Annotated in this window: 33 protein-coding genes; 4 read left to right on the plus strand and 29 right to left on the minus strand. The window is 62.9% G+C overall.

Annotated elements, in window-relative coordinates:
* Positions 1-4: 4 nt before the first annotated feature.
* The 29 genes from N7650_RS14790 to N7650_RS27910 all read right to left on the minus strand — a co-directional run bounded on the left by N7650_RS14790 (position 5) and on the right by N7650_RS27910 (position 20,635).
* A complete protein-coding gene (locus tag N7650_RS14790) occupies positions 5-538 on the minus strand; it encodes a phage tail protein (RefSeq protein ID WP_279898838.1) in 534 nt (177 codons plus the stop codon).
* On the minus strand, positions 535-1,269 hold the full coding sequence (locus N7650_RS14795; RefSeq protein ID WP_279898840.1) for a phage tail protein I: 735 nt from the start codon (positions 1,267-1,269) through the stop codon (positions 535-537). Before N7650_RS14795 ends, N7650_RS14790 begins: the two co-directional genes overlap by 4 nt.
* Positions 1,266-2,102 carry a baseplate J/gp47 family protein gene (locus N7650_RS14800; RefSeq protein WP_279898841.1) on the minus strand — a complete coding sequence of 279 codons (837 nt, stop codon included), beginning with the start codon at positions 2,100-2,102 and terminating at the stop codon, positions 1,266-1,268. Before N7650_RS14800 ends, N7650_RS14795 begins: the two co-directional genes overlap by 4 nt.
* Positions 2,089-2,451 (minus strand): hypothetical protein, encoded by a 363-nt coding sequence (locus N7650_RS14805; protein WP_279898842.1) that lies wholly within the window; start codon positions 2,449-2,451, stop codon positions 2,089-2,091. Before N7650_RS14805 ends, N7650_RS14800 begins: the two co-directional genes overlap by 14 nt.
* 8 nt (positions 2,452-2,459) lie before the next feature.
* Positions 2,460-3,032, minus strand: coding sequence for a phage baseplate assembly protein V (locus N7650_RS14810; RefSeq protein ID WP_279898844.1), 573 nt, complete (start codon positions 3,030-3,032; stop codon positions 2,460-2,462).
* Entirely contained in the window at positions 3,010-3,525 is a 516-nt protein-coding gene (locus N7650_RS14815) for a hypothetical protein (RefSeq protein WP_279898845.1), read from the minus strand. Before N7650_RS14815 ends, N7650_RS14810 begins: the two co-directional genes overlap by 23 nt.
* A 37-nt stretch (positions 3,526-3,562) precedes the next feature.
* The gene (locus tag N7650_RS14820; RefSeq protein WP_279898847.1) at positions 3,563-4,213 is read right to left on the minus strand and encodes a hypothetical protein; all 651 of its coding nucleotides are present in this window, start codon (positions 4,211-4,213) and stop codon (positions 3,563-3,565) included.
* Positions 4,194-4,568, minus strand: a complete 375-nt coding sequence (locus N7650_RS14825; protein ID WP_279898849.1) for a hypothetical protein — start codon at positions 4,566-4,568, stop codon at positions 4,194-4,196. Before N7650_RS14825 ends, N7650_RS14820 begins: the two co-directional genes overlap by 20 nt.
* 107 nt (positions 4,569-4,675) lie before the next feature.
* Positions 4,676-5,620 carry a phage capsid protein gene (locus tag N7650_RS14830; protein WP_279898851.1) on the minus strand — a complete coding sequence of 315 codons (945 nt, stop codon included), beginning with the start codon at positions 5,618-5,620 and terminating at the stop codon, positions 4,676-4,678.
* A gap of 36 nt (positions 5,621-5,656) precedes the next feature.
* A complete protein-coding gene (locus N7650_RS14835) occupies positions 5,657-6,022 on the minus strand; it encodes a DUF2190 domain-containing protein (RefSeq protein WP_279898852.1) in 366 nt (121 codons plus the stop codon).
* Positions 6,022-7,422, minus strand: coding sequence for a S49 family peptidase (locus N7650_RS14840; protein WP_279898853.1), 1,401 nt, complete (start codon positions 7,420-7,422; stop codon positions 6,022-6,024). Before N7650_RS14840 ends, N7650_RS14835 begins: the two co-directional genes overlap by 1 nt.
* Positions 7,419-9,038 (minus strand): phage portal protein, encoded by a 1,620-nt coding sequence (locus tag N7650_RS14845; protein WP_279898854.1) that lies wholly within the window; start codon positions 9,036-9,038, stop codon positions 7,419-7,421. Before N7650_RS14845 ends, N7650_RS14840 begins: the two co-directional genes overlap by 4 nt.
* Entirely contained in the window at positions 9,035-9,247 is a 213-nt protein-coding gene (locus N7650_RS14850) for a hypothetical protein (protein ID WP_279898855.1), read from the minus strand. The genes N7650_RS14845 and N7650_RS14850 overlap by 4 nt, the downstream gene beginning before the upstream one ends.
* Positions 9,244-11,328 (minus strand): terminase gpA endonuclease subunit, encoded by a 2,085-nt coding sequence (locus N7650_RS14855; RefSeq protein ID WP_347815652.1) that lies wholly within the window; start codon positions 11,326-11,328, stop codon positions 9,244-9,246. Before N7650_RS14855 ends, N7650_RS14850 begins: the two co-directional genes overlap by 4 nt.
* Positions 11,288-11,845, minus strand: coding sequence for a terminase small subunit (locus N7650_RS14860; RefSeq protein WP_279898856.1), 558 nt, complete (start codon positions 11,843-11,845; stop codon positions 11,288-11,290). Before N7650_RS14860 ends, N7650_RS14855 begins: the two co-directional genes overlap by 41 nt.
* A gap of 305 nt (positions 11,846-12,150) precedes the next feature.
* Complete coding sequence (locus N7650_RS14865) at positions 12,151-12,585, minus strand: hypothetical protein (RefSeq protein WP_279898857.1); 435 nt, start codon at positions 12,583-12,585, stop codon at positions 12,151-12,153.
* 321 nt (positions 12,586-12,906) lie between these two features.
* The gene (locus N7650_RS14870; protein ID WP_279898858.1) at positions 12,907-13,416 is read right to left on the minus strand and encodes an acyloxyacyl hydrolase; all 510 of its coding nucleotides are present in this window, start codon (positions 13,414-13,416) and stop codon (positions 12,907-12,909) included.
* Positions 13,417-13,699: 283 nt separating this feature from the next.
* Complete coding sequence (locus N7650_RS14875) at positions 13,700-14,302, minus strand: hypothetical protein (RefSeq protein ID WP_279898859.1); 603 nt, start codon at positions 14,300-14,302, stop codon at positions 13,700-13,702.
* Positions 14,303-14,394: 92 nt separating this feature from the next.
* Positions 14,395-14,781 carry an antiterminator Q family protein gene (locus tag N7650_RS14880; RefSeq protein ID WP_279898860.1) on the minus strand — a complete coding sequence of 129 codons (387 nt, stop codon included), beginning with the start codon at positions 14,779-14,781 and terminating at the stop codon, positions 14,395-14,397.
* Positions 14,778-15,065, minus strand: a complete 288-nt coding sequence (locus N7650_RS14885) for a hypothetical protein (protein ID WP_279898861.1) — start codon at positions 15,063-15,065, stop codon at positions 14,778-14,780. The genes N7650_RS14880 and N7650_RS14885 overlap by 4 nt, the downstream gene beginning before the upstream one ends.
* Positions 15,058-16,383, minus strand: coding sequence for a site-specific integrase (locus N7650_RS14890; RefSeq protein WP_279898863.1), 1,326 nt, complete (start codon positions 16,381-16,383; stop codon positions 15,058-15,060). The genes N7650_RS14885 and N7650_RS14890 overlap by 8 nt, the downstream gene beginning before the upstream one ends.
* Positions 16,380-16,724, minus strand: a complete 345-nt coding sequence (locus tag N7650_RS14895; RefSeq protein WP_279898864.1) for a Lar family restriction alleviation protein — start codon at positions 16,722-16,724, stop codon at positions 16,380-16,382. The genes N7650_RS14890 and N7650_RS14895 overlap by 4 nt, the downstream gene beginning before the upstream one ends.
* Complete coding sequence (locus tag N7650_RS14900; RefSeq protein WP_279898865.1) at positions 16,721-17,527, minus strand: hypothetical protein; 807 nt, start codon at positions 17,525-17,527, stop codon at positions 16,721-16,723. Before N7650_RS14900 ends, N7650_RS14895 begins: the two co-directional genes overlap by 4 nt.
* Entirely contained in the window at positions 17,514-18,380 is an 867-nt protein-coding gene (locus N7650_RS14905) for a helix-turn-helix domain-containing protein (RefSeq protein WP_279898866.1), read from the minus strand. Before N7650_RS14905 ends, N7650_RS14900 begins: the two co-directional genes overlap by 14 nt.
* A complete protein-coding gene (locus N7650_RS14910; protein WP_279898867.1) occupies positions 18,377-19,135 on the minus strand; it encodes a Rha family transcriptional regulator in 759 nt (252 codons plus the stop codon). Before N7650_RS14910 ends, N7650_RS14905 begins: the two co-directional genes overlap by 4 nt.
* The gene (locus N7650_RS14915) at positions 19,132-19,404 is read right to left on the minus strand and encodes a hypothetical protein (RefSeq protein WP_279898869.1); all 273 of its coding nucleotides are present in this window, start codon (positions 19,402-19,404) and stop codon (positions 19,132-19,134) included. Before N7650_RS14915 ends, N7650_RS14910 begins: the two co-directional genes overlap by 4 nt.
* Complete coding sequence (locus tag N7650_RS14920) at positions 19,401-19,649, minus strand: hypothetical protein (protein WP_279898870.1); 249 nt, start codon at positions 19,647-19,649, stop codon at positions 19,401-19,403. The genes N7650_RS14915 and N7650_RS14920 overlap by 4 nt, the downstream gene beginning before the upstream one ends.
* Complete coding sequence (locus N7650_RS14925) at positions 19,646-20,152, minus strand: hypothetical protein (RefSeq protein WP_279898871.1); 507 nt, start codon at positions 20,150-20,152, stop codon at positions 19,646-19,648. The genes N7650_RS14920 and N7650_RS14925 overlap by 4 nt, the downstream gene beginning before the upstream one ends.
* Positions 20,153-20,314: 162 nt before the next feature.
* Complete coding sequence (locus tag N7650_RS27910) at positions 20,315-20,635, minus strand: Cro/CI family transcriptional regulator (protein ID WP_347815653.1); 321 nt, start codon at positions 20,633-20,635, stop codon at positions 20,315-20,317.
* A gap of 87 nt (positions 20,636-20,722) precedes the next feature.
* On the opposite strand from N7650_RS27910, the gene N7650_RS14935 reads away from it, so the two are divergent.
* The 4 genes from N7650_RS14935 (at position 20,723) to N7650_RS14950 (ending at position 22,695) form a co-directional block, all read left to right on the plus strand.
* Positions 20,723-21,436 (plus strand): helix-turn-helix transcriptional regulator, encoded by a 714-nt coding sequence (locus tag N7650_RS14935; protein ID WP_279898873.1) that lies wholly within the window; start codon positions 20,723-20,725, stop codon positions 21,434-21,436.
* 134 nt (positions 21,437-21,570) lie between these two features.
* The gene (locus tag N7650_RS14940; protein ID WP_279898874.1) at positions 21,571-21,951 is read left to right on the plus strand and encodes a LuxR C-terminal-related transcriptional regulator; all 381 of its coding nucleotides are present in this window, start codon (positions 21,571-21,573) and stop codon (positions 21,949-21,951) included.
* Between the two features lie 106 nt (positions 21,952-22,057).
* Positions 22,058-22,495, plus strand: coding sequence for a TerB family tellurite resistance protein (locus N7650_RS14945; RefSeq protein WP_279898875.1), 438 nt, complete (start codon positions 22,058-22,060; stop codon positions 22,493-22,495).
* Positions 22,492-22,695, plus strand: a complete 204-nt coding sequence (locus N7650_RS14950) for a hypothetical protein (RefSeq protein WP_279898876.1) — start codon at positions 22,492-22,494, stop codon at positions 22,693-22,695. The genes N7650_RS14945 and N7650_RS14950 overlap by 4 nt, the downstream gene beginning before the upstream one ends.
* Positions 22,696-22,710 lie beyond the last annotated feature (15 nt).

Here is a 22,710-nt window from a genome sequence, read left to right on the forward strand (position 1 = left end):
GCTCCTATTGCTTGCAGGGAGTGGTCACGCCCAGCAGAAGCCGCACGTGGCGGGCCATGTTGGCCACCGTGGCGGCGGCGTTGGAAATGTACTGCTCGCCCCAGGCGGCCAGCGACAGGTTGGCCCCGGTGCTGACCACCGTCACCGAGCCAACCGGCAGCGCATCCAGCACCAGGTCGAAGCCGATCAGGAAGTTGAATCGGCCGGACTTGTAGGCCAGGGGCTCATTGGGATCAGACCAGATGGCCAGCACCTTGCCGTTGTCCAGCTCGAAGGCCACTTCCCGCACCCAGAACGCCTGGGGGCCATCGACCACCGCAGACACATGAATCTGCGTGTCACTGACGCGCTGGCCGTCGGCCACAGGCACCCGGAGCAAGGGATTGCGCAAGCCCGCCTGTTCCCGGTCCGGGGCGTAGCCCTGGTCACCCAGCACCACGGCGACGATCTTGGCGGCCACCCCGGTGCTGTCGGCCGTCCAGGCGGACGCGAGCCCCTGCCGGGTAATCACCGGAATTAACGCGATTGGTTCAGTCACTCTCTCACCTCCATACATACGCGGATAACAGCGACTGCTGACATCCCTGAGCCCGCCACCAGCGGCGCTGGTGACAGATCTGTGTCCACGCCAAGGCGGGCCTCGCATCGACCAACCGCGGCCGTCTGCTGGGTCGCCCCGGCGACCACGCCACCACCGGCCCTGACCTGCTGCTGGACCACGGCATCGACCCGGCCCACGGCGGCGCCGTCAAGCGTGCCGGCCACGGCCAGCGGCGTCGGGGTGAACCTGGCACCGACGTTGAAGCTGAAGTGCGAGCGCGTGTTCTTGGCGTTGTTGACGGCCGCTATCAGCTGGTCGTACAGGGCCTCACTGAGGAACCCACGCTGCCCAGAGCTGAGGTTGTCGTTTGCCCAGGCCGTCAGGCTGAACGTGCCGCGGCGTGCCGGCGGTGACTCTTCGAACCACTCGGTCAGGTCCGCCGTCACCCCGATCGCCTGCAGTGCCTGCACCACCGCCGGCCGCGTGCCTTTGATCCGATGCAGGCCCAGGCTGCCGGCAACCACCCGGCGCTTGGTCTGCTCGGTCCAAGCCGAGCGCCACATGTCCACCGAAACAGCCCAGGCCAGGTAGGGCAACACATCGAGGGGGCACAGCCACGGGTCCCACAGCAGTGAAATAGGAATCTCAACATCGCCGATGCGGGCCAGCGCGGCGTCCAGGTCGCGCTCAAGGTCGGCAAGGTTCGCCGGCAGAATGCTGCTGCTCACAGGTAACCCCCGATGGTCGCCGACAGCGCCTCACAGAACGGCGCCTGCTGGACGGAGCAGACAACGTCGGCCCAGTTGCTCAGGTGGACCTCTTCTACCCCTTCCACCGTCATGGCCGCATGCAGCGCCGACTCCACGACACGACCTTTCAGGCGGTGCTGCCGGCGGACATAGGTCAGGCCGCCGGCCTCGGAAGCCTGGCGCACCAGCTCAGGGTCGGGGCCGCTACGGATGATCAACGATGCCGCCACGCTGTAACTCACTACCTGGGCGGGCAGCACGCGCAGCAGATCGGTCAATGGCCGGCGTGGAGCCATGTACAACTGCACGGCCTCCAGCAGTTCAGCACTCGGCACTCCCGTGCCCTGCCTGCTGAGGACGTACAACTCAACCTCTACGGGCTCCGGGCTGTGCACTCTGGCATCTTTCACGTCAGGGTGCGCGCTCGTTGCGCCGAACACGTAGGCACCGTCGGGGCCCGCCACCGACAACCCCTCAACCGAGGCTTGGAGGCGTGCCCGATAGGCGTCATCCTGCTCGCCATCCAGGCGTAGGACCGGGGCGCCGTCGGGGTGCTGGTAGTAGGTCACACCCAAGTGATCCAGTTGCGCGCCGACCGCGAAGGCCAGCAGGAGCCCGCGGGCCTGCTCGTTGCTGTCCTGCCGCACCATCAGCTCGCGATAAGCACAGGCCAGCGCAACGCGGAATGCCGGGTCGGCCGGGCTGGCATTCTCCAGCCCAGCGGCCGTGGCAATGGCCTGCACAATTTCTTCATGGCTCAGCTGCTTGATCACCGTCAGCGGCGGCAGCAGCGCCAGGTTAACCCCGTCCATAGCTGATGGGCTCCAGTTCAACACCGACCCGCACACCATCGACCAGCAGGTCGCCGGCGATGAACAGCTCGATATGGTTTGTGGCCGGCTTTTCGATCCGCATGGTCGACAACCGGAAATCGTCGAGGCCGTTGGCCTTGTTGTTGACTGCCTCGGCCAAGCGCACGAAGGCATCCATGAAGAAGTCGCCGTCGACGTTGCGGTCGAGGATTTCGAACAGCCGCGAGCCGAAGTCGCGGCGCCCCACCAACGCGCCCACCGGCGTGCTGATGACGTCGCTGAGCCGCTGCCACAGATAGGGAACGCCCGTGATCAGGCGCCCCGTGATCCGGTCGGTTCCACTTCTCATAGGAATCTCTACTGCTGGGGTTCTGGTGGCGGGCTGTTGCCGTGCTTGTGCGCGTTGTACAGCAGGCGGTCGGCGCTCATGTTGCGGACCTTGTCGCCAATCTCGGCGTCGCCCTTGATGTTCTTGGTGACGTGCAGAGTGCCTTCGATTTTCGTGTCTCCGGTCAGCTTGAAGCCGCCAGGAGCCACAAGCTCGACCCGTCCGCCGGCCGGCAAGTCCAGGGTGTACAGGTGCGCATTGCGGTCATACGCCACCTGGCTCCCGTCACCGTATTGGACAAGGAAGACATCGGGGTCAGTGGATGGCGCGGCAAAGTCCTTGTGATAGCTGCCGGGCAGAATCTCGCCCAGGGCCAGATCGCCCTCGCTGATCACGGTGACGCCCTCGCCGACCTCGGGCACCCACCAGACAATCGCCTTGCCGGACCGCACCGGCTTCCATTGCAGCCAGCCGGTCGTCATGTTGGGGCCGTACTCGACCCGCGCCGCGTGCTGGGTTGGATCAACCTCGACGATCTTGCCTCTGACCACCATTTGCGCCATGCGGCGCTCCAGCTCTTCAACCCTGGCCAGCAGATCCATCGGTCACCTTCTCGTAGTTGCTTTCGTGGCCGGGGCCGATGTTCGGCGCATGTCCTACCCAGACCGTCTGGGGCAAGGCTTCGGGCGGCAGGCTCCAGACGCTGCCCAGGTGAACGGTTTGCTTCCAGTTCACGACCCAGCTTTCGAAGCCCTTTTCGCCGGGGGCGAACATGCCGGGGAAGGCCTCCAGATCCCCCGCACGGGTCACGGCGCTGCCCAGACCCCAGCGGTTACCGTCCACTAGGCACAGCAGCTGCGCGGCGAAGTTGCGGATCTCGCGCTGCACGTTGTCGGTCGCAGCGCTTAGCACGCAGTGCGCCGACATGTTTAGCTCAAGCGGAGTGCGCCCACCGGTGACGCCGCCCGCCGGGCGGATCTCGACCAGCTCCAGCAGCACGGCCGGGGTGACGATCGTCTGCCCCTTGCCAGCGATGGGGTCATACTCGGCGACGTTCTTCAGTCGCGCGCCGAACCGCTCTCGAATGGACGTCATGATGGAGTCGTGCAGGGGGCCCAGGTCTTCCAGACTTTCAGCGTTTTCGCTCATGGTTCACCGCGTAGTTGATTTCCTGCTCGATCAGCTCGGCGAACCGCGCGAGAGCCAAGCGCTCATAGCGGCGAAACACTTCGCCGGCCAGTTCCTCCAGCTCGATCCCGACCCGCATCACCGGAAATCGGCCGTGGTTGCTGCTGTCGTTGGCTCCGCCGTACTCCAGGAAGCGCCAGTCGCCGCCGCCCTTCTTGCGGCTCATGGACGGCAACTCCAGGCCGAGCGCCGCTGCGCGGCTTTTGCGAATCCAGACCCGCGGCGTGCCGTCGTAGACCGCACGGTGGAAGGCACCGTCGAAGCGGCGGCCGGCAACACTGGTGCCGCGCTTTCCTTGCCGAGGTCGGCCGGCTTGCTCGGCCGCCAGGGGCACGGTACCGAACCAGAGAATCGACACCTGATCGTTCCCCTTCCCCGCCGTGGTCACGCTCCAGCGGCTCTTGAGCGACCGCTGCGGTACCCGCAGGCTCTGGCTGATATCGCGCGACATGCGCGTCGACAGCCAGCGCATGGTCTTCGCTCGGGCCCTGACGCCCGCCTTCTGCACCTGCTCGGGCGTGGCCTGGATCTGCGCCGTCACGCGGGTGATCTCGCGGGCAAAGCTCAGTTGAAAACTAACGCCAGACGTTGCCACCCTGCACTGCCTCCTCTTGCGTGAGGTCGCCCACGCTGCGCGCCAGCCACAAGGTGACCCAGCCCGCCCCGTCCGAATAGGGCTCGGGGCAGAAGTAGGATTCGCCCTTGACGATCAGGCGCCATTGCTTGTCGATGCCGGTCACCCGCTTGTCTGCCGTGGTGAACACTGGCTGTCGGTGCTTGAAGTTAATCCCGCCGGCGCCGGTGCTCCCCTCACGCTTGTGCGAGATATCGACTTCGGCGTTATCGAAAATGCCGTCAACGTCGAAGCGGTCACCCGCAGCCGTCACCACCTGAACGGTGGTATCTGCGCAGATCAGCATGGTGCGGTCGACAATGTCGAATCGGCTCATGTTCTTCCCCTTTTCGCATGCGAAAGCCCGTCAACACGGGCGGGCTTTCGGCTGCAAAAAGCCCCGCGCTGGGCGGGGCGTCACGTTCACTTGCGCGGCGCGGCGAATCAGTCGCCGACAGGTGCGGTGATCACATCGCGCAGCAGCAGGCCGCACTCCTTGGCAATCACCAGCTCTTTCACCTGCTCACCCACGCGCAGGCGGTAGCCGCCCTTCAAGCCGACCTTTTCGTCGTACCAGGTGGCGGCGAAGCGGTCTTCGAACTGCGGGGTTGCGCCCCAGGTCAGGGTCCCGCTCGGCACCGACACGTTCGGCGCAAGGTAGGTGAACGCGGCGTGACCGGCCCACACCCGCGCCACCTCGGCTGGCTTGCCCTTCCTGGCGATGTTCACCCGGCTCTCGCCGATGAAGATGTTGTCGAGCTCCAGCAGCTCCAGCATCTGGGCCAGGCTCACCACACCCTTGTCACCGCTGTTGCCATGCGCCGCCGCCACCATCGAGCGGTTGACGCGCAGTTGCGTCCACTCGGCGCGGCCGATGGTTAGGGTGTTCGGGCGCATCAGCGGCTTGTCCAGCTGCTCCAGCAGGAAAGCGAGCAGGTCAGCGTCGCGGTTGCTGAAACGCTCCGCTGCCGTCAGGGCGCGGCCATGGGCATGGTTTTTCTGGTCAAAGACGATCCGCGCGGTGCGCACCTCACGATCGAGCAGGATCAGATCGGTCAGCGCTTCAGAAGCGTGGTCGAGCGGGTCGTAACCGGAATTGCCGGCCGCGGCCTTGTCGATGTCGCTTTGGGGGACCACATCATCCAGGCCGTGGTCAGCGGTCGAGGCGTTCTTTTCGGTCGCGCCGAACTCGACTTCCTTGGCCGCACCTTTGCGGCTGATTTCGGTGTCGATGTGGGTCATGCGCTCGGCCTTGTCGTACTCCGACCACTTGAACAGCTCGCCGTCGACGGGCGTGCGAGGCATCACCTGGTCGGCGATCAGCTTGTCGTTTCGGTAGGCGATGACGATACCCGTGCGGACGGGATCTACGGGAAACGGTGCAGGCATGTTGTCGTTGCTCCTAGCTCAGGGCGGAAAGTTCGATTACGGAAGAAGCACACCGCGCTCAATGAAGACGCGGCCGATGACGCCTGCAGTGCCGGCTTCGTCGGCGCGCGCGATGAATGGCTCAGTCGGGACAGCTACCACGGCGCGCCCTTCGACATCGGCGGTCAGCGGATCGCCGTAGTTCACCGAACCGCCATACTCCAACTCGGCCGGACCGCTGCGAATCACATCGCAGACGGTGCCGGCAACCGCACCCATGCTGGTGGTGATTCCCATCAGCGCTGGAGCCCCGGGACCGCCACCGGTCGCCTGAGCGAATTCGCCTTCACGGTCGTAGGCGACGATGCGATACGGCTCTACGTCAGCCGCAGCGCGACGACTTTCGATGTATTGACGGCTCATCAGGACTTGCCCCCTTGGATCATCCGCACGGCTGCGGAAATGGTGATTTTGTTGCCCTTGGCCGCCTCGGCATCAACCAGGGCGCGGGCTTCGGCGGCCAGAGCGCGCGCGTCGATGGCGCTCTTACCGGTCTGGCTTTCCTGCCCGCCCTGGACTTTGTTGGCGTCGGTGTTGGCTGCGGCATGCAGGTAGTCGCTGCCGCCTTTCTTCTCGGCGGCGATGATCTGCGCTGCCGCCTCGCCACCGGTGGTCTTGCCGTCGAGCGCCAGGGTCTGGATCAGCTCTTCGTGGCCAGGCAGGCTGACGGCAAATACCGCGGCTACGCGCTGGGTCTCGGCGGCGATGCCCTCGGCGATCCCCTCCTGGCGGCCGGCGGCGTGCGCCTCTTTACGGGCCGCCTCCACGGCGGTGGCCTTGTCGGCGCTGCCCGTTGCAGCAATCGCCGCATAGGCGTCGGGGTGTTGCGTTTGCAGGGCTGCGGCGACAGCGGCCGCGGTCGCCCCTTCGGCGATAGTCAGAGGCATGGTTGCTCCTTGGGTTTGAGTCGAGGCGGTGGACGCCCGGGTTTGAAAAAGTGGTCGGGACTGGCGGCCGCCCAGCTCGGCGATAAGCCCTTCCAGGCTGCCGAGGCGGTGTGCCATTCCTTGCTGAACGGCCTTCGCGCCGATGAACGTGCCGCCCCGGCCGAAGTCGGCCAGCACCTTGTCGCGGGCAACCCCCATGTTTCGGCTGACCGCGTCGATGAAGACGGTTTCGAGGTCGTCGACGATGGTCTGGACGGCGGACTTGCCGGCGTCGGTTGTCGGGTCCAGGCGCTTGTTGGGCGCGTTGCTGGACACGATCTCGATACGCTGCTCGCCCTCCTGCGGCTGAATGCGGAAGCCCGCGACAGTGCCCACAGAGCCCAGCTCGGCAGTGGCGTCGATCACCACCTCGGAGCAGGCGGACGCCATCCAGTACGCAGCCGAACAGGCCTGACCGCCCACGTAGGCGACGATCCGCTTGGCGCCCCGCGACTGGTAGATCAATTCCGCCATTTCGTTGAGGCCGTTGACCTGGCCGCCTGGGGAGTCGATCCAGAGCACGACAGCTCGCACCTTGGTGTCTTCAATCGCTGCGCTCAGCGACTTGGCCAGCGCCTCGGTTGAGGTACCGCCGCAGATGTCGTGCATCCAGCTGGCATAGCGCGACACCACCCCGCGCACCTTGATCAGCGCGACGCCGTCGCGCGTCTCGACCGCGGGTGCAGCGCTCAGCGACTCACCGTCGCGCGTGGTCAGGGCCTCCAGGCGCCCCGCTTGCAGCTCCCGCCGAGCGATGGCCTCCATATCTGCAAGCATGCTCGGCGGCAGAGCCCACGCCTGAGAGGCGAGAAACTGCAAAGCCAGCAGTCTTTTCATCGGTTGTCCCCTGGCAAAGGAAGGCCCCGTTGGCGGATGCCTTCGGGGCCTTCGTCGTCGTTGTCGCCGGTGTCCGGCGGATCGTTGGTCGGGGCCGTCTTGAACTTGTGGCGTTCCTCGATCACCCGCCGCGCATTCAGCTGCGTCCAGCTCATGCCAAGCAGGTGCCGGGATTCGCGCTCATGCGTGGTGATGCCGATCTTTAGGCGCTTCTCCGCGGCATTCGCCGCCTTCAGCTCGTCCAGTTCGCCGAGGTTCGGTCCGTGCCACAGCGCCTGGCAGTAAGCCCGGCGAACCATCGGGTTCTGGAAGAAGCCCGGCAGTCTCAAACGCCCCTTCGCTACGGCCTCGGCGATCACCGTTTCGTAATACGGCTGGCAGATGTCCACCACGAAGTTGGCGCGGTCGACGGCGATGTAATGGGCGAACTGCAGTAGCGCAGCCCGGCTGGCCGAGTAACTGGCCGTGAAGTGCTTGATCAGAACCTCGAATGGCACGCCGATAGCGCCGCCGATCATCCGCCACAGCGCGGTGACGAAGGGGTCGAATGCAGCGTTCGGGCGCCCTGGGTTGGCGGTTTCGATGCTCTCGCCCTTGTCCAGCTCGTACACCAGACCATCACCCAGGCGCAGGTCGCGGGGCTCTTCGTCATCGTCATCATCCTCGGCAGCGCCGGCGCCCATACCACCGCCCGGTGCATAAGCACCACCGGCACCACCGTCGTCCCGGTCGGACTTGATGAAGACGGTGAACTTCGAACTGATCACCGACGCCATCAACTCGGCGTCGATATAGCGGCCGGCCTGCTTGATCACCTCGATCACCGGGGCGAGATCAGGAATGCCCCGGGTCTGATCGGCTCTCATGTTGTGGTTCGAGTGGATAAGCACATTGCGCCGGCCCAGCTCACCGAAGAGCGGCAGCCGCTGCCAGGTCGCCTTCGACAGTAGAAAGCGGCGCGTCGGGTTGACCTGCAGGATGTGCACAGCAACCGCGGCGCCGTGCTCATCCAGCTCAAAGCCACTCGACAGTTTGTCACTGTCCGGCTTGTTCTGCGGGTTGCAGACCCGGTCCGACTCAACCGACTGGAACCGCGTGGCGTACTGCGATCCTTCACGCTCGAAGTGCGGCAGTACCATAAAGGCGTCGCCGTTGACCCGGGCACTGTGAAACAGCTCGGCCTGCTTCTGGTAGAAGGTCTTGCGCCGTGCTGCGTCGGCCTCCAGACAGTCGGCGGCCAGGTTGAATTCGCGCAGGATCTGCTTTTGCAACTGGTCGGCCTGCTCGGAGGTCAGGCCCAGGAACTCGGCGTCGATGCTCGGCTCAGGGCGAAGCCCGGTACCGATCACGTAGACCGTCTTCGTCTTGATCGCGCCGTGAGCGATCGGGTTGTTCCGCTCCAGGTCACGCGACCGCGAGCGCAGCGTGGCCAGCTCAGGGTTGAGGTCGCCATCGGCGTCCTTGCGAGAGGTGAACCACGATTTGAGCGCAGGCCGGCTTTTCGATGCGCCGGCGAAGGAATCCAGCGCATCCAGGCTCAAGCGGTCCCTCGCCCGATCCAAGGCCGCCGACGCCGAGAAGTAACCGACGAACCTGTCGAAGATGTTCCGGCTCATATCGGCACTCCTTGTCGCGCCACTGGCCCGCCGCGCAGGCTGCGCCGGAGGCGGTCGCGCTGCGCGTACAGCGTCTTCAGGTCAGCCATCTGCACCTTGCGCGTGCCAGCCGCCGTGGTCACCTCGACATTCTGGCCGCCCTCCAGCACCGCCGAGATAGCCCGATCAATGGCGCCAATCTCGGCAAGGACTGCTCGACGGTTTCTCATAGTTCGCACTCGCTCACTGCGCCCCGTCGACGCTTCTTGCGCCTGGGTGCCGGCGGAGCCGGTTCCGATGGGGGCTTGGATTTCTGTTTGCCGCCAGTGCCCGCAGGCGCCGCCGGCGCTTCATCGGCTTGCGCCGCGCTCTTGTCGTCGTTGGGAACGTCGAGCATTTCGTCACCTGTTCGCTGCAGGCGGTGTGCCTGCTCCAGATGCGCCGCCGCGGTGGCCAGCACTTCGGCGTCGAAGTAGTGGTTGTCGGTGCGCAGCTTGTGCCAGAACACGCGGCCGGCCTGGGTCACCAATCGCGCCTCGGCCACCACCTGCTGGCAGTAGTCGTCGCTGGCATCCTGAGAAATGAACCAGGCACCGGCATGCTCCACGGGCCACTCAATGCGCGAGTGCACCCAGCTCTTGAAGTGGTCGGTGTGAATCAGCATCAGCTTCAGCGGCTGGCGCTCGTGGCCCTTTTGATCCACGTCGGCGAACTTGTAGGGCTTGTCCTGCTGCTGTCGGCCCTTTGTCGGCACGGCACGGCCGTAGTAGCGACGGCAGAACTGGTAGACCATGTGCACTGGGTTGGCCTTGCCGCCGGGCTTGTAGCCGGAGTCGATGAGCATCCGCATGATGGGACGCCCCTCGTAGGTCGTTTCCAGGAGTTCGCCCAGGTCGTGCCACACCTGCTCCTGCTCGGTGTCGCCCCATATCTCGCCGTGCTCGATCAGCCAGGACGACAGGTTGTAGCCGAAGCCACGCACCACGTAGACCAGGCGGTCGCCCTGCACGTCGACGCCGACGACGATCAGCTGCACCCCGCGCGGCACCTCGCCAAAGGCGTATGGCCGGCGCAGCGCAGCGACACGCTGCCACTCCGGCGCCTCGCCCTTGACCATGTACAACTCGCCAAAGGCGGTGTTGATCGCGGCCTGGATCTGCCCCGGAGCACCCGACAGCAGCGCCGCAACGTACTTGCGGGCACGCTGGCCGAAGGTCTGCCAGGGCGAGCAGAGCCCCGACACCCAGAACGTGGCCGAGGTGTCGGCCTCCACCGGCGACAGGTACAAGCCGAACCCCACCAGGTGCTGCTCGCCGTCCTGCTCGATGACGGCGCCGTTGTCTTGTTCCTCGGCCTCGTCGTCGATGAAGCCGACCAGGTGCTGGTCCGGGGCGATGAAGACCCCGCGGTCGTTCATCCACTCCTTCGAGCCTTCCTCGATCATGTCCCCGCAGTGCGGGCAGAACAGCCGGGCTTCCTTCAGAGCCTGCTTGGGAGTGGCGCCGTCAGGGATGAACAGCGTTGAAAACCGAGGTACAAAGTACCGGTTGCAGCCCTTGTGCGGACAAGGCCATGCCCACTCATGCCGCGTGCCCTGCTGCCACAGTTGCCAGATAGGAGAGTTGACCTCCTTGGACACCTGCCAGCGCTCCAGACCGTTCTCGTCCGCTTCGGTTGCAACGGCGCCGTAGGTCGGGGTCGACACGACAGTGACGTTGCCGTCGATGTAGTTCGAAATCCGCGCGTCCGCCAGAGTGACCGGATCGCCCTCCCCACCGACGTTGTTGCCCATACGGTCCCGCTCGTCGATGAACACATCGCGCGAAGGGTGCGATGCCAGCTCGGTCGCCGATCCTGCCCAGCCGAAACCCAGGCGCTGGCCGTTGATGAACTTCTCACTGATCTTGTCTTTCTTGCCCTTGGCCAGGCCTTCGAACAGCGAAGGCACCGAACGCAGCAGCTTGCTCAGGCGGTCGACGCTGACCGACTCGACGTTCTTGCGGGTCGGGCCGATGTAAAGCACCGGACCCGGGTCGTCGTCCATCCGCCAGCCGACCGAGTTCAGCAGCACGCCGTCGGTCTTCGACATCTGCGCGCCCATCACCCCGCAAACCATCCGGTACATGGGGTCGCGGATGGCTTCAGTGATGCCCTTCACCCAAGGCGCCCGGCGGCTGATCCACGGACCAGGCTCTGGACTACCCGGCGGTAATACGCGCTTGTCGTCGGCCCATCGCCAGGCAGCACGCAGAGGCGGCGGCCGAAGGACCTTAGCTATCCGGCCCATCAACCTCTTCAGACGGTAGGGCATGGATACTCAAGGCCTCGATCATGTCAGCTGCGACGACCATGGACCGCGTCAGTTCGTCGTCAAAAATTCTCAGGCCCTCGGCCTCATTGCGGGCAGTGAAGACCTTGGGCACCACCTTGCGCCCGACAGGACGCAGGATCTGCGCTAACTGGGTGAAGGCGGCGACCAGGGTCTGCTCCACCAGGTCGATATCGATCAGGTTTTTCTTCTTTTCGCCCAGCTCCAGCGCGCGCAGCTCAGCTTCTGCTTCGCGGACCTTCCGGTTCGCCCGGATCGTGCGCAGCTCTTCCTCGGCCTTTGTCGTCTGCTCACCTTCATCGGCGCGCCCCTCGCCGATCTGCCGGCTTACCTCCCGGTCAACCTCCCATGCAATCGCCTGGGCAAGGTTGATACGCATCGGGTCACCCCGCTTGCCGCTACCCTCAGCCGGCAAGCCCTCAGCGAGCCAGCGCGTGACCGTCCGTTCAGACACGTCGCGCGCTTCAGCGAACTCGCGTTTGTTGAGAATCAGCGGCATAGGGCAACCAGGGCGAAGGGATGGCCAAGCAAGTGGCCTCCATGTCCACCTTGCCCTTCTGGTTCGGCGCACCTCGCGCTAACAATATCAAGGACTTAACGAGGCCAATTGTTCAAAAAACGAACAAAAAAGGTGGACAAAGGGCGCGCATCTTCGAGAACCGAAAAATTTGCGAGCTGCGCGGGCCTGCCGACCGTAGAGTCAGATTTTCGGGCCAGAAGGACCCGGACCGGGGCCGGCCTGGGGCGCCTGGGCCACCTGCCGCCCGGAGCCGCAGCCCACGTCGTGGGGCCTTCCGACGCCGCTCACTGGCCGCTGTCCTGCTTGGGAAGGGTCGAGTCAGACAGCCCCAGGTCGCGACGAATCTCGGCGATCCCCTGGGCCAGCTCGCCCAGGTCCTGGTCGCGGCGCTTCTCGGCCCACTTGAACCAGGCACGCACCAGAACCCAAGCCGGCAAGCCGCAGACGAATATCACGCCACCGATAGCGATCAGACCAACATCGTCGTTGGCCCAATCGCCAATGCCCAGCCATCGCACCACGAAGGCGCCGCCGCAGATGCTGGAGACGGTTGTGCTGATCATCGCCACGACGAACTCGCGCATGGTCTTGGGCAGCGTCATCGCCATGACGACAACGGCGGCCAACACGGCCACGAAGCCAAAGGCTCCCAGTTTATAAAGTGCAATCCCGCCGGCGGCGGTGAGCGGTCCCGGCTCAGACATAGGCAGTGATCTCATACGCGCCTCAAGGATCTCGGCGAGGAATTGGCTTCGGCGCCCAGTGCTCTGTCATCCGCTCGGAGCAAGGAGACAGGCATGGACGCCGAAAACGAAAAAGCCCCGGCAAATGCCGAGGCTTGAATAGGTGCGGATGGCCGGTGCAACCCCGGCTTGGTGGTCTGGATCGCTGGGTCACGTACCCCAGACTCTCATCGCGTAGCCGATCAGGGAGCGCACGGCTTTGATCGACGCCACTACCGACTTAGCCCAGCTGCTTGGGCGGGTCATCTGCATAAAAAGCCCACACAGGGTGGGCAAGGGGAGCAACGCAGAAAATAGTTAAATCTGGTGACTGTAGAAGAGCGAGTACGACTCGATGCCGTCGTTCGGCTGCTTGATACCAGCGTTGGAATAGTGAATGGCTCGGATGCCCACCTTCTGGGTCTCCCCGATCTTCAGGCCTGCACCGATCCGGTCTTCGAAGTTGAACCCCGAACCGAACTCCTGATCGCCTGCTGATGTGCCGGAGAACACCGCCCCGCCGACGCCCGCTTCAACGAATGGTTTCACGTTGCCGCTGCCGAATTCATAAACAAAGACCGGGGAGAAGGACAGCGAATGCGCACCACCAGAAGCATCGCCTGCTTCCCAGTAGGTGTAACCTGCGTCCCAGTAGCCAGTTAGGCGTCCGGTGCTCGACTCGAGCCAGGTATTGTCCCAGTTGAAGCCAAGGCCGACGCGGGCAGTGATGCCACCTTGGCCAGTTGCGCCGATGGCGCCAGAGAGTTCGGCCGCGCCAGCTGAGACGGCAATGAGGCTGAACATCGCCGCAGCGACAAATGTTTTCATGATCACGGTCTTCCATGGTTGTTTGTTAGCAAGCTATCAGACGCAAAGCGAGATCAAAACGTTCAGCACCTTGAACCCACTTTTTTGGCATCTATACCGCGAAGTTTGGCTGTTATGGCGATCAGCGGCGAAGATGCTGGAAATACCGGTGGTAGACAACCGCATGCGCTTTCCTACGAGCAACAAAAGCCCCGACTCGAGGGCCGGGGTTTCTCTGTGTCGTGTTGCTTGCAAGCTGGACATGCTGCTATGAAAACAGGTGTTTATCCGTACGGAAAGCTTTTTAAGCACGGATCACAATTTCAATCTGCGATTCAGAGACACCGAACCGCTGGGCCAATCCCCTTTTAGCTTCTTCAATTGAGAGCGACCGCGGCGCATCAACCTCCTCTGCTGGCTGTTCAGCAATCTCTGCCGCTCCTTCTGCTGCCTGGTACTCATCTCCACAAGCCTCTGGGGTGATGTTGAAAAATGTGTGCGGGCTGAGGAAATTCGCGAAGACAAGGCTCTCGAAGTCTTTTCGAGTCTTAATCCCAAAATCCCCTAGGGTCATGTAGGCAACCGGATTACGGTTTCCATCCCACATATCCGGCACTGATATCTCAGCTGAAGATGAGAACTCGATTTTTTGGCGATCCGGGCTCTCTCTCGAGGGAACGATCCTGTCGATTTTGCCAATCAAGAATGCATTTTTGTGCGGCGCGCTGGGCTGTCCCCAACTTCCATTTCGGTTTTGGACGCACACCACATATTCGCACTTTGATGCCCGTGAAGCATCCATACGCCAAGACTGGCTGCCCCCCTCGAGCCTTAGCCGATCCTTACCACGGTTCGTGAAAACCACAACGCATGGAATTTTTCCTACATCAGCAACCTGTGGCGACATTGCAGAGCCCTCCTCAGAAAGTAAAGCTATCGTAACACTAAGAAAATACTAGTCAATCACTAGCTCAGTGTTACGATAGTCTACGCGACCGCTTAGACTGACCGGCGCTCCCCCTCAAGGGCGCCGTCTATCCAGGCCACTCCCGCCTTAATGAGCTCGAAGGCTTTCCGCTCGGACACGCGATTTTCTCGACCGATTCGATTGGCGGGCCACTTGGCTCCGAAGTAGAACCACACGAAGTCTCCCATCTGCTGATCTCGCTTGATCAGCTTGGCTAGGGTGCCGTCCACCAGCTCCGCGACCTCATCCTTGATGGTGTAGCTCTTGGTGGTCGCGATGGGGTTGCGCTGGCTCATGACCGCAGCCATCTGCGAGACGTACCCCGGCACACCCATCCCATCCATCCGCCACCAGCCCCACTGCTCGAGCAGGTACTCGGTATCGCCCAGCGGCTTGTCAACGTAGGTGCGTTTCTTCATGCAGCCCTCCGGGGCGTCGGATCGGTGTCCAGGCCAAACAGCTCGCACAGGAGCTTGTAGGCGACCTTGTTCTTGGCCCCGCCCTGGATGATCCAGGCCTTGGCGAATTGCTCGAAACCCTGGTTGGCGCGGGAGCCGTGCCAGTCAGCCACGATGTCCATCAGCGCAGCGGCAGCGATGCGGCCGTTGGTCTGGTCCAGCAGCGCACGGTTGCCCTGTTTCAGGAACTGGCGCTCGACCGGGGTCAGGTTCTTGCGGGGCTGGGCCGCGGTGACGTTACTCATGGCCATCTCCTCTTTCGTCATTGCGTGTCCTCCCTTGGGATGGATTCTTTAAGGTGCTGCAAGCCACGCCGTTCAAGGGCTGGCCCGCGTCAGTGGTGTTTTTCGGTCCCGGGAATGTCCCGGTGTGCAGTGCAGCGAAACCCTGCTGATCCAGGTGCTGGTGCCACTTCTCCAGGGCCTCGCGCTTGAGGGCTTCGGCGGTCGTGTGGATGTAGGTGGCGTCCAGGTCCTTCATGGCGTGGTTCAGCAGCAGCTCGCCGACCATGTAATCGACGCCGAGGTCGGTCCAGGCCGTGCGCGCCACCTTCCTCAGGTCGTGGCTGGACCATTCGCCTTGGGCCAGGCTGGCGAACATCGTGCTGGCCTTGGTCGGGCCCAGGGCGGCATTGCGTCCGCCGGGGAACAGGAAGGGGCCGGTGTAGCCCGCACAGGCCTGCTGATCGCGGTACCGGCGCAGCAGCGCCAGCACCTGTTCAGTCAGCGGCAGCGTGTGCTCGGCCTTGGTCTTGGTGTCCGCCGCCGGGATGAACCACCGCCGCTGATCGAGGTTGAAGTTCTTCCAGCGGGCCAGGCGGGTTTCCCCCAGGCGAGTGCCGTGGCACAGCATCATCGCCGCCAGCATCACCGTGGCCGGTTCGGTGTTGAACTGCTCCGCGAGCCGGGGCAGCAGGTCCGGCAGGTCGTCACCGTGCAGGCGCGCCGCCTTGGGCCTGATCCTGGTGCGCACGAAGTCGGTGAACTTCAGGCCCGCCATCGGGCTCACCGGGATCATCTCCAGCCGCGCGGCCTGCCGGAAGGCCAAGGCCAGCACGCCATAGACCGAGCGGACGAACGACAGGGCGAAGCGCTCCTGCAGCGGCCACATCAGTCGCCGGTCCAGCTCCTGCTTGCTGACATCGGCCAGCGGCAGGTCGGCCAGACGAGGCACCAGGTGGCAGGCCAAGGCCGACTTGGCGCTGGCCTTGCGCTTGGCAGATAGCCCGCGGTCCCGGGTCATGCGGTCCATGTACCACGCCAGCAGCTCGCCCACCGTGCTCCAGCTGGTGGTGGTGGACTTGGCCTTGGCATCGATGCTGCGCCGCGCCAGGATCTCCGGCAGGGCCGCGATCATGGTCTTGCTGTTGATCCCCGGGAAGCTGCCGGCCTTGCCCCAGGCTTCGCCCACCACCACATGCCAGGAGCCGCGTGTGCGGTCCTTGCCGTAGCGAAAGCGCAATTCCCGGTGGCGGGTGTCACGAAGCTGGCGAACGACCCCGGTGGCGTGCCGGCGGATCTCGGCGTCGCTGATGGTCAAGGTCAGCGTTTTCGGGTCGCTCATTGGTCACCCCTTGGCCATAGGTTCAGGCCTTCCCGTTCGCCGGCGTCGTAGCAAGCGCGGGCCTTGGCGTGGCGATCGTTCCAGCGCTCCACGGCGATGCGCATGACGTCCGCCACCTGCAGGTCATACATCTGCTCGAAGCAGCCCAAGGTCAGCGTTTCGATGTTCGGCCCCCGGGCGCCGCAGTCATGGCACCAGACGTGCGCCGAGAAGCACGGATGTTCGTCGTCGGCATCGAACTGGTGACCCTCGAAGATCTCGGCCCCATGTTCGTCGCGGGCCTCCATGCAAGGCGGCCCCTCGCAGAATGGGCAGGGCGCCATTTTGATTGGCTCGATCATTGGCCTTTCCCCTTGTCAGACGCGACGGCATCGGCGATGGCCTGCCGAGCTCGACGCTTGAGCAGGTAGGTGTTCACCCGATCCCGCTGCCCCTTTTTCCGCGCCAGACGATCGCGCCGAGCAGTGCCCTGCTCAAGAAGCGCACGGATACCGGCGAGCTTCTCCCGCACCTTGGCGGTCGCCTGGACTGTCTCCCCAGTCAGTAAGCCGGCAATGGCTTGTCCATCCTGAGTGATGGGCGTCACTTGCAGATCAGCCAGGTACTGCTGGCCCACGTCGGCACCGATCAAGCGCGAACGAACGGCAGTTTCGATTGCAATTACGCGACGGCAAGGATCAAACCCCAGAGATACCCGCCATGACGGCTGCGTGGCGGTGAGCCGCGCATGCGCGACAAGGCGCTCGTAAGCACTCATGAAGGCCATACGAGCCCCGACCTTGTCGCCACGCTCCAGCACAGGCCTGGCGGCGGTCATGGCTTGATGGATTTCCTCAGTGAGGACCACCGTTTCACTTTCATCGCTGGCCGTCAGCGCCATCGCCCAGGCCTCATCCTTCCCGGGCCGACCATCTGCAGCACGAACACACTGCATGATTGCACCCATCGTCAGGCGACCAGTGAGCTCGCGCCGACAGGTCTTCAGCGCCTCGGCAACGACACCCGGTGCGAAGTCCGCAAGATCGTCAGCCATCGCCTCCGCCGCTTTGGGGGTGATGGTCTGACCCAGCGCCTCAGCGGTTGCGCAGATGGCCAGAGCCAGGCGGGCGATCTGGTCGGGCGCCATGCGTTCACAGGAACTCATTGGGCTGCTCCCCGGCGCGATCCATGATCCGTTGCGCGGCCTCCAGGCCGGCGTTGAGGTTGGCTTGGGTCTGCTCGATCTGGCGCGCCGTCGTGGCGTTCATCTGCCGCCCGGTAGCCCACTGGGTGCGGTACGACTCGCATTTGGCGAGCAGGCTGCCCAGGTCATGACAGTTGCGAATCAGGTAGCTGTCGTTGATGCCGACGAAGAACCCGGCCACTTCCGCCGCCTCGCCACCCAGACGCTTCCAGAGGTCAACGATTTGCGAATTGACCTTCTGGTTGCGCACCGGCTCCGTGCCGTAGCGCTGCCGGTACGCATCAGCGTAGGCAGTCCAGATTGCGCGGCATTGCGCTTGGCGCTGCTCATCCTGGTTACGCCGGGTTCGCTTGCCATGCTCCAAATCATCCGCACCGGCCTGCCCGACTAGGGCCGGCAAAAGAGATGGCGGTTCATCTTTGGGTTCACTGATGGTTCTATTACGGTTCTGGGTGCAGCTGCTGCGGGGGTGGGGTGCAGGATCTGCGGGGGTGGGGTGCACCTCCTGCGGGGGTAGGCCCGCACCTACTGCGGGGCGCAGCTCCTGCGGGGGTGCATATGCTGCGGGGGTCAGGGTGTACATGGTCGAACGGCCGACCCGCTCGCGAACCGACAACAAACGAACCGAGCACAACCACTTGATGGCGCCCTGCACTGCTCGCTCGGAAAGGCAAGTCCGCACCGATACCTTGGCCACCGATGGCCAGCACACGCCCTCGTCGTTGGCGTTATCCGCCAGCGAGATCAGCACGGCCTTCTGGGTAGCAGTCATGCCTTGGAGCGGCCAGCAGGCGCTCATGATGACAGTGCTCATTGATCGGAATCTCCGGTGTACTTGAGTTGCGTGAAGCGACCGTCCCACTTCGCCTTCATGGCGAGCTTTTCGCCCAGATAGAGCTGATGCAGCCGCCGGGCTCCAGCCAGCAGCAGAATGAGGTCGTATTTGATGAAAGGGTCGCCGCCCTCGGCGCCGATCTTGCGGGGGTGTTCTGTCAGGTAGTGATCGCGAACCCGACTGCTTACCCGGTACCGCGGCTTGCTACGCTCGTCAGTCGCGGCGTTGAATAGCCAGCCCAGCTTGAGCAGCGAGCTGTTCACCTGGGAGCAATTGACTCCGTTGAGACGCTTGCAGAACTGGGTGGGCGTTTCGCCCGTCATGAAGAGGTTTTCAAGGGTTTCGATCTTCACGGCCTGCTGGCGGTTTTCCAGCGCCAGCGCGGCCTTCTGTTCGGCCAGATCGGCAGCCAAGCGAAGGGCTTCGGGCAGGGACTGCGGAACGATTGGCAGGCTGCCGGCCTGGTCCTCCAACTCCTGCCAGCGATCCACCAGGGCAGCAGTGAACTCCGGGCTGAGCTGGGCGACCACGACGAAGCTGTCGCGCTTGCAGATCTGGTAGACCGATACTGCCTGGCCCAGATGATTCCTAACTTCCGCCATTGGCGGGAGTTGAATAACCCCGCGACCCGCGAGTCGGGCGATAGATCGCTTCACGTCATCGTGACGGGAGCCGACCAGATCGGCGATCTCCTGCGAGGTCATAGTGAGTGCCGTGTTGGTGATCAGGCTCATGCCGCATCCCCCGCTTTCAGGCCTTCGATTTCCTCGTACTCTCGGGCCACGGTCAGGGCTGCAGCCTCCACCACCCCCTGGACAAGGGCGAGAGTGAAATCATCGCTGTAGAAGAGTTCGTAGCTGGCGTGATAGATGATCTGGGCTAGCACCTCCTCCGGCGACTGCCTGGCGGCTGCGGCTTGATCACAAACCAGCCGATACACCGAGTCGAACAGCGGTTGATTGCCAGCGAGATCCTGAACGGTCGAACTTGATGGCTGGTTCATTCTGGAATCCCCAAATCAGTGGCGAGCCTGCAAAATCCCTGGTGGGCATCGCTGGCGATGAGCCGGATTGCCCGAACGATTCCATCCTCGCCGTAGCCATCAATCATGGCGGGGTGCTCGCCCTCGTCGGCGGCATCCCTGAACGCAATGTTTTTTTCCAGAACACGCGAAAGAACCATCAGGACGGCGAGACGCTCCGCGATCGCCTCGGCTGGAAACTTGAAGTCGTGCATGGATTTGCTCATACCGGCACCTCCGCGCCACGATCCAGGGATGACTGACTCTGTGGTGCGAAGTCTTCAGCTTGCTCGATACCGGGCACGGCAGAGTCAACCAGTGCCTTGGCCTGATCGATCAGGATCATCACGGCGTGCAAGCCGGCGGCTTCTCGCTCGAGATCAATGAGGACCGCGCAAACTCGGGATGCGCTATGGAGGATGGCGCTAGCGAAATTGATAGCGTCGCTGCACGGCACCCCGGAGATAGTCGTGCAGAACCTGAGAGCCCCCTGAGTGCAAAACTCGTGCGCAACGGTTTCCATTAACGGCGGTTGACGACTCGTCTCTTGCGGGAGCGATGGGTGAGTGGTATTTTCTGGGTGCATGAAATCGTCTCCAAGTGACGAAGATTCACGAAAGCTCCCTGCAAGGAGCTGGTTAAAGAACCCGGCCGGCAAGCCGGGTTTTTTGTGGGCGGTGTTTTTTTCAATCCACCATCCCACAAAATTCAGATATGCAACCCCGGCCATGAGGGTTGCTGATGCCTACCCTGGGCGAGTCGGCGGAATGAAAGATCGCAGGCGCATGTCACACTTCCTTGAAAGCGCAACCAGCGCTTTTAGAGTTCAGGTAATGAGTCAACTTAACGGCCGAGCCATCACTTTCGAGGTCAAGCGAAAGATTTCTCTGGCTCATGGCGCACCAGGCGCGGTACTGGATGGAATCCCAGCAGATTCATTGGTCTCACACGATTGGCCGTTCGCCTCTATGATCGTTCCCATGAGCTGGCCGTGCTCCGCACTCATCAGATCCGACCAAGGAAAGTCAGGACAGACCTCGCTCTTGGAAAAAATGCCGCCTGTTGCAGTCTCAATGCGAACGGCCACCTTTGGAGATACCGAATGCTTACCACGCACCCAACCGGACACAGTGGTTTGATCGACGCCAAGGGCTTTAGCCGCCTTCTGCTGGGTACCAAAGTGCTTGACGAGCCTCGATAGGACCTCACCCATTTTTTTCACCATTTATGAGCATGCCCCTAAGGTAGCTCATGGGAATACTCTTTTGCAAGGAATGGGAATACCCTTGAGAATCACGCCATGGAATACAAAGACCGCATCAAAGAAGCTCGCAAGCATGCTCGCCTGACGCAGTCAGAGCTGGCCGCTCGCGTAGGCATCGACCAAACATCGATCTCGAACCTCGAACGAGGAAAGTCTGCGGCATCCTCTTTTAGCGCTCGAATTGCCCGTGCTTGTGGCGTCAACCCGGTATGGCTTGAGGAAGGCACCGGCCAAATGCTGGATGCCCAACCCCGCCAGGACCTGTCGAATGCGACATACCTCGGCCCTCTCGATGTTTGGGACGATGAAACCCCACTGGAAGACGATGAGGTGTATGTGCCGTTCCTCAAGGAAGTGGAACTATCCGCTGGCACGGGCAAAACTGTCGTGCAGCCATCCACCCGCCAAAGGCTGCGCTTCGGAAAGCTGACCCTCAGGCGCCAGAACGTACAGCCTACCGAGGCAGTTTGCGTCTCCGTGAGCGGAAACAGCATGGATCCAGTTCTGCCAGATGGCAGTACCGTTGGTGTTGACCAAGGCGCAACCCAGGTTATCGATGGGAAGATGTACGCCATCGATCATAATGGCCAACTGCGTGTGAAAACGCTTTATCGCCTACCAGGAGGCGGTGTTCGGATGCGGAGCTTCAATCGGGAAGAGCACCCCGATGAGGAGTATTCAGCGCAGCAGATGCTGGAGCAAAATATCGTGATCATCGGCAAGGTGTTTTGGTATTCAGTATTGCTGTGACCTTCCCCGCCCACAGAATGAGCCGGCGCAATGCCGGCTTTTTTGTTGGCGCAACAAATTTATGAGTTTACCCCTTGACATGATTTATGAGTAAGCCCATATTTTGCTCATTCTTTAATGCAAGGAGCATAACCATGAGCGCACTGACCTTTGAGAACTGGACCGCCAACCTCGGCATGGGCCTAGCCGAACGAGAGCTTCAGTGCGTAATGGCAGTGGCCAGCGGCCTAACCAGCAAGGAAGCTGCACGCGAATTCGGTGTAGCCAAAGACACTATCGATAAGCGCCTGCTGGCCGCGAGCACCAAGCTCGGCGTCATCAAGCGCGCTCAGCTCGTAGCCGAAGCCATGCGTCGCGGGCTGATCTCTCCGATGGTGGTTACCCTCTGCGCCATCCTTGTTGGCCACTCACTCGCAGCAGATGATGATTTCACCCGCATTCGGCGAGGTAGCGAGCGCAAGATCGCCGAAACCCGAATCCACCGACGCGCCGAGTGCGCCTGGGCGGTGGCGTGACGCCAACCGCTTGATCTGACCAACCCCTGATTTTTGCGAAAGCCATCAACCGCGGCAGGCCTTCGGCTTGCCCGCAGAAAGGTTCAACCACCAAGAGGAAACACCCATGTTCGGTATCGGTAAAAAACTGTTCGGCGCCAAGCGCGCAGTCAAGAAGCTGGAAAACCGTGACCTGATGCAGGCCATCGTCGGCGGCTGCCTGCTGGTGGCCGCGGCTGACGGCGAAATCAGCAAGAACGAAGCGGCTCAGATCGATATCCAGATCCGCGCCAACAAGAACCTGGAGCACTTCGGCCAGGAGATCACCGCCACGGTGAACTTGTTCACCGAGCAACTGCAGGCCGGATTCCGCCTGGGCCGCATGAACATCATGCGCGAGATCGCGGACATCAAGAACAACCCGCTCGATGCGGAAGAGGTGTTCGTCAACATGATCACTGTAGCTGAAGGTGACGGGAAGATCAGTCCCGAGGAGCTGAAGGTGTTGGCCGAAGTCGGCGTGCAGCTGGGCCTGCGCCCGAAAGACTTCGGTATCGAGGCGTGAAGCGCAAGCACATCGGCCTGGGTGCGGTCGCGGGCCTTGCGCTTTCCGCCATCGCTATCGCCGCTGTCGTGAACTGGAGCGAGTGCCAATGGTACGGCCTCCAGACTGAGCGGCAGACCAAGTTTGCCCCCTACGTCGGCTGCATGGTGAAAACCACAGGCGGCTGGGTGCCACGCAACGAACTGCGTACCGCGCAGTGAGACATCGGGTGGCGG

The sequence above is a fragment of the Pseudomonas sp. GD04058 genome, from assembly GCF_029836855.1.
Classification (GTDB): domain Bacteria; phylum Pseudomonadota; class Gammaproteobacteria; order Pseudomonadales; family Pseudomonadaceae; genus Aquipseudomonas; species Aquipseudomonas bharatica.